Origin of the sequence: Polaribacter sp. IC066, from assembly GCF_007997085.1 — a bacterium.
In the GTDB taxonomy this organism is placed as follows: Bacteria; Bacteroidota; Bacteroidia; order Flavobacteriales; family Flavobacteriaceae; genus Polaribacter.
This window is the reverse complement of the sequence record NZ_VORR01000094.1, coordinates 1-5,519: the sequence shown is the minus strand read 5'-3', so window position 1 is coordinate 5,519 and position 5,519 is coordinate 1. Positions and strand designations below refer to the sequence as shown.

Here is a 5,519-nt window from a genome sequence, read left to right as displayed (position 1 = left end):
TTCACAAGTATAGTAATGATTAAATTTATTAATAAAATTATAAATATCCACTTTTTAGTTTTTAAGTTAATATCTAATAATTTATCTTTTTTTACTTGCCTTTCATTTTGTTTTTTAGATAACTCAATATCACTTTCCTTGTCTTTTTCTAACCTTTCGTAATAACTATTAAACCCTCCTTTATTTTTAAATTTAATATGGTCATTTCCTTATCTGTCATTTTATATTACCTCTTAATGTATGCCAACGTTTTTGTATAAAAATAGTAAGGGATTTGATTGTAACTTACTATTTAGTTGTGCGATTGATTTTTATTAATATGCCTTTACTTTAGGTTGGCAATTGAACCCCTTATTGTTTTTATACGGTGTTGGCAAACGTTTTTCTTACTCTCTGCTTTTCCGATGTTTAACTATTTTTAAATTCCATCTTTATTTTACTAATTTAGCTAAAAAATTCAAGTTATGGTGTTGAAAATTAAATTATTCTTTTTACGACTTTATTATATAATTAGGAAACCTATTTTAAATTACTACTTTAAGAAAACTCAATCAAAAAATCCTCAATTAAATAAGTATGATCAAATACTCAACACTTTAAAAAATAAGCCTAAAACAGATATTCAGAAACTTCACGTAGAAATTAATGGGAAAAAATATAAAAGGGATTCTAAAGAGTTTTTATTAGGTAGATATGCCACAGTTAAAATAAACCCCAATTACTATTCTCTTGAATACTTAATTTCGTCTTGTGACTATTTAATTGAAGAGAATTATATTGAAAACTTTGACAATTTTTTGACAATTAAACCAAAAGGCAATTCTTTCATAGAGAATAAAGGGGGTTTTGTAAAAGAGCTTTCGAATGAAAGATGGGAATTTCTTTTTAAAAGATTAATACAAATCTCAAAGATTACAGGTATCTCTCTTTTTGTTATTTTTTCTTCTATCATTTCTTATTTCGGAATTGAGCCTTTTAAGTTCATCTTCAAGAAAGTTTGTTCTTTTCTCCAAACTATTACGTAAATAAGACTCTCCAATTAAACATACCCAAATAAAAAATAAACTTATAACAAAAAATAAACTTACAACGAATAATGAACTAATCTCTAAATCTTCTTCAATCATACTGCTCTAATTTTACGGCTTTATTGTCGGATTCAACCATCATTTTTTCAAGTTCTTCGTAAGTTGGTTTTTCTTTCATACTTCTATATTTCTTTAAGTGATTCTTCTTTAGCTTCGACAGTACTTCCCAAACTAGATTTTAATAATTCTGTTTTTTCTAGAAATTCTTTTTCTGTTAAAATATTTTGGTCTTTTAATTTTTTAAGAGTTTTATATTCTTTGGTCTGCTCAAAAAATATTGTTTGTTTTTTATCCCTAATTTGTTTTGATTTTAACACATACTCACTCTCTGTTAGTAACCCTTTATTCCTCAAACTTCGGAGTTCATCTATTTGGTTATCAAATTTGTAAAGATTAAAACCTTCTGTTTTATCATTCTCTTTGTTCCATAATAGTAAAATAGCACCTAAAATCCATTGAGCAGGAGGAAACAGGAATAGAAGATACAATATTATTTTTTGACTTTTCGTATAGTATTCTGTGTTTATGACAAATACTGTTGATGTAAATGTCAGCGCAACAAGAATCCCAATTCCAATGTTATTTTCCATATTTAATTTTTCGGTTAATTTACTGATTTTTATTATATTTACTGAAATTAATAATTATGAAAGATAAAGAAAATTATTTAAACTTATTATTCGATGCTTTTTATTTAACCTACTTTAAACAGGATTTGGAGGAATGTATTGTCCTGATATAGGTTGACCTTTTTTTAGGTTACTTTATACCGTTCAAACTATTTTTTTAGCCGATTAGAAGGCAAAAAATATTTTGAACTACTTTTGGTTTTAAATTTTTAGTTCAGTCAAATTTACATTATTTTTTCTATATGATTTATACTTAATATTTGGGTTATTGTGAACTTCTTCGGGTTTTTTAAGATCTAATGAAAAATGCGTTCTTAAATTATTGTAAATATACACAGCTTGTTTTGTTGTTTTTTGAGCGACATCGGTATTTTTAAGACAGTTTCTAAGCCCATATTCGTATTTCAAAGTTCTATTGATTCTCTCAGCAATAGCATTTTCATAAGGGTCATATTGTTCAGTCATACTCATTATAATTCCATTTTTTTCAGCAAACTGAGTGTATTCAGTACAACAATATTGCATTCCTCTATCAGAATGATGAATCAGTTTTTTAGAGGGGTATTTTCTGTTCTTTAGAGCCATTTTTAGAGCGTCTATACATAATGATACCCTCATATTATCATCTAATTTATATCCCATAATTTTCTTAGAATATGCATCTGTTACAATTGCTAAATAGTTGTGTCCTTTTTCTGTTTTAATATATGTAATGTCAGTTACCCAAAGTTGTTCAGGTCTGTTAGGTACTTTGTTTTGAATCAGGTTTTTATATTTTTTAAAATGATGATTGGAGTTTGTGGTAGTTACATAATTTTTGAGTTTAGGGACACGTAAATTATGAAGTCTTAATACATCAAAAAACTTGTCTCTACCTATATCAATTTCTTGTTCTATCAACTGATTTTTAAGTTCTTTGTAGAGTTTTTTTCCACCAGTTCTAGCGCCTACTTTCTTACGATATTCTTTGACCATTATAATTATTTTATCGTCGTTTATTGCTTTAATTTCTTTTGCTTTTTCTCTTTTGTAAAAGGCTTGTTTACTAACCCCAAAACATTCATAGAACCACTTTCTTTTAAACGGTTTTTCTTCTTTAGCTCTATCTCTTTTGCTAATGTTTTGGGTAAAGACTTTTTTGCCATATCAACTCCTGTAATAAGTTCCATATCAGCAATAATATCCTGTTGAAATTCTTTGACAAACTCAAGTTCTTCAATTCGCTCCTTTAATTTTTTAATTTCATTGTTTTTACTCATACCAGTATTTTGAAGAGCTAAAGTACTATATTTTTTGAGCCAGTAGTTTATAGTTGTTCTAGGAACATCATATTTTTTGGAAGCAAAATTGGTTGAAATTTGGCCATTTTTAATTTGGTCAACGACAGATAATTTGAGTTCGAGTGTTACTTTTTGGTACGATTTTTTTCGCCAGTGTTCATTTTGTGTTTTCATAAGTGACTATAATTAAATGATTAATTTTTAGTCAACCTATTTCAGGACGCTTCATTTCCCTTATAGTTGCCAACGTTTTTGTATAAGGTTAGTTGCGTGTTTTAAGCAGTGAATTTAGTAAATAAAACACGAACCAAGAAAGTCCGTTTGGACTTTCGTAAATAAGCTAAAAGCCAGCAATTAATTTTATACGGTGTTACCCAACGTTTTTATTTCGCAACTTATTGTTTTTCTGACGTTTATATTCGTAAATTTTATATCGTATTTTCCCTAAAAAATTATTCCATTCGTGACGAATTCCACCCAATTCCCAATTCACATCAAATTTTTCTTTGTCATTTTTCCGATAATGTGGAAGTCCGATTTTACAATGTAACATTGGATTATTATCTTTTACAGTTTCGTAAAAATCAGATTCAAGTGATGATTTCGGATAGTACTGAATTTCAATTATTGTACTCTCATTTTTGCTTTTATATACGTACAAGTTTATATCGTACAGATTTTCATAAATGTCTTTTAATTCAGCCGTTATCTGCTCAAGCGATTCAGGTTTTTTCTTTTCGTTTTCCTTTTTACGTTTGACTCGTTTGTCAAAAAAAATCTGCTCGTCATTTATTATTTCCGAAATTATGTAACTCGTATTGCTCGAAATTTTATTCCAACAAGAATTTCTCACCATTTCTAATAGGGAAGAAGTTGCGTCTTTTAATTCCTGTTCGAGATTTTCTTTTTTCAAATTGTTTGTTTATTTGTTAGCAATCGAATTCTGCATAATGAATTAATCTCTTACATTTTGATTCCACAGATTCGTTTTTTTCCAAGTCTTCAATAATTTCATTTATTAGAAAAACTTCCAAAAAATAATCAAAACCTTTTTCAGTTACTTCAAGATCTTTCGATTTCATTTCTTCATCTTCTTCTAATATTTTAAGTACTGTAATTTTTGATTCGAAAGTAAACTGTCCATTAATCCTTTTTAGATAAAGAATAGATTGTTCATCAATTTTTTCAATGGTTTTTATAAATTCTATTAAGTTCATTTAATGTTGGGTAACGTGTTTGTGTATTGAAAGTTGCGATTTTTGTGTGCGAGGATTTTCCAACGGAAAATCATTAGTACGCAAAAATGCAACTAGCTTTTAGTTAAGCAGTAATTTAGCAATTTTTTATACACGGTGTTGGCAACAGTACTTTATTTTTAATTAATACTTTCCAAATATTTCTTTTTTGTCCAAGTGCCACTTAATAAGTTCGTGAACCCAACTATTTTTTCTTTTAAACTATTATTTTCCTCATCTTTAATAGCGAATCTTAAATCAGCGAAGTCCCATTCTAAATGTTTTTTGCGTTCATCAGTTTCCATTGAGTTTAATATAGTTGATATGTTATTTTCTAGTAAATCAGTTTTTTGTATGTTGTAGTTATATAATCCATCTAGATATATAGTTATAGGGTTTTCTGAATCTAACCCTAATTCATTTTCGTTTGAACTCCTAAACTCCTTAAATTCTTCATTATGTTTAATTATAAGAAGTAATTCTGCTAAATCGAATAAAGAAGTTGTGTTTTTAGGTTCAATTTTGAGTATTTCTCGATGTAATTTAATTGATTCCTTGTATTTCCGTAATCTATAAAAGATAAATGCTTTAGAATGCTTTAAATCAGTGTTTTTTGAGTCTATCTCTAATCCAACTGTAATGTATTCTAATGCTTGTAAATATTGTCTTTTACTAATTAAATCATCTGTTTTTTCTCGAATATCAAGAATTTTAAGTTTTAAATCCTGTTCTTGATTTATAGAATCAATAGCCTCTATCTTTTTATCTAGTGTATTTTGTTTACCAATTAGATTATTGTAGTCATTTTCAAACTCTGTCTTTAGTGTTCTTAAATCATTCAGTTCCGTTTCATAGTTCTTTTTAAGATTCCAAATACTTCTAATACCTAAAAACCCTAAAACTGTAAAAACACCTAAAATTAGAGTAATTATTGATTGAATTCTTTCATAGTTAGTAGAATAAGTTTCTTTGAGTAAATCTTTTTCAATTTTGTAATTCAATTGATTTTGTCTTACTTGAGAAATTTTATTTTCTAACTCAATTTGCTTTGATTGCAGTTTAGTAAGAGAAAGCGAATCCTTTTGTGCATTAACATTAATTGTAAATATTGTTATTAAAAATAATATAAATGCTTTTTTCATAGGTTTGTTTGGTATTGTTGCCAACGTAATTGTACAAGATTTGTTGCTGTGGTTAAGCAATAAAGTTACTAAATAAAACACAAACCAAGAGAGCCCACGAGGACTTTCGTAAGTAAACCAAGACAAAGCAATTAATTTTGTACGG

The 5,519-nt window shown here is 27.5% G+C and carries 6 protein-coding genes and 1 pseudogene; 1 reads left to right on the top strand and 6 read right to left on the bottom strand.

Going from position 1 to position 5,519, the window contains the following annotated elements; translation table 11 throughout:
• Positions 1-464: 464 nt before the first annotated feature.
• Positions 465-1,025 (top strand): hypothetical protein, encoded by a 561-nt coding sequence (locus ES044_RS17765; RefSeq protein ID WP_147120766.1) that lies wholly within the window; start codon positions 465-467, stop codon positions 1,023-1,025.
• A 185-nt stretch (positions 1,026-1,210) separates the two neighbouring features.
• On the opposite strand, the gene ES044_RS17760 is transcribed toward ES044_RS17765, so the two are convergent.
• The 6 genes and pseudogenes from ES044_RS17760 to ES044_RS17735 all read right to left on the bottom strand — a co-directional run bounded on the left by ES044_RS17760 (position 1,211) and on the right by ES044_RS17735 (position 5,374).
• Complete coding sequence (locus tag ES044_RS17760; protein ID WP_147120765.1) at positions 1,211-1,678, bottom strand: SHOCT domain-containing protein; 468 nt, start codon at positions 1,676-1,678, stop codon at positions 1,211-1,213.
• A gap of 240 nt (positions 1,679-1,918) precedes the next feature.
• A pseudogene (locus tag ES044_RS17755) lies at positions 1,919-2,752 on the bottom strand (IS3 family transposase); the annotation flags it as partial.
• A complete protein-coding gene (locus ES044_RS17750) occupies positions 2,713-3,171 on the bottom strand; it encodes a helix-turn-helix domain-containing protein (protein ID WP_223269283.1) in 459 nt (152 codons plus the stop codon). The gene ES044_RS17750 and the pseudogene ES044_RS17755, both read right to left, overlap by 40 nt.
• A 196-nt stretch (positions 3,172-3,367) precedes the next feature.
• Positions 3,368-3,910, bottom strand: a complete 543-nt coding sequence (locus ES044_RS17745) for a hypothetical protein (RefSeq protein WP_147120753.1) — start codon at positions 3,908-3,910, stop codon at positions 3,368-3,370.
• Between the two features lie 16 nt (positions 3,911-3,926).
• On the bottom strand, positions 3,927-4,214 hold the full coding sequence (locus ES044_RS17740; protein WP_147120754.1) for a hypothetical protein: 288 nt from the start codon (positions 4,212-4,214) through the stop codon (positions 3,927-3,929).
• 158 nt (positions 4,215-4,372) lie between these two features.
• Positions 4,373-5,374: a tetratricopeptide repeat protein gene (locus tag ES044_RS17735; protein WP_147120755.1), complete on the bottom strand. Its 1,002-nt coding sequence runs from the start codon at positions 5,372-5,374 to the stop codon at positions 4,373-4,375.
• Positions 5,375-5,519: the final 145 nt, after the last annotated feature.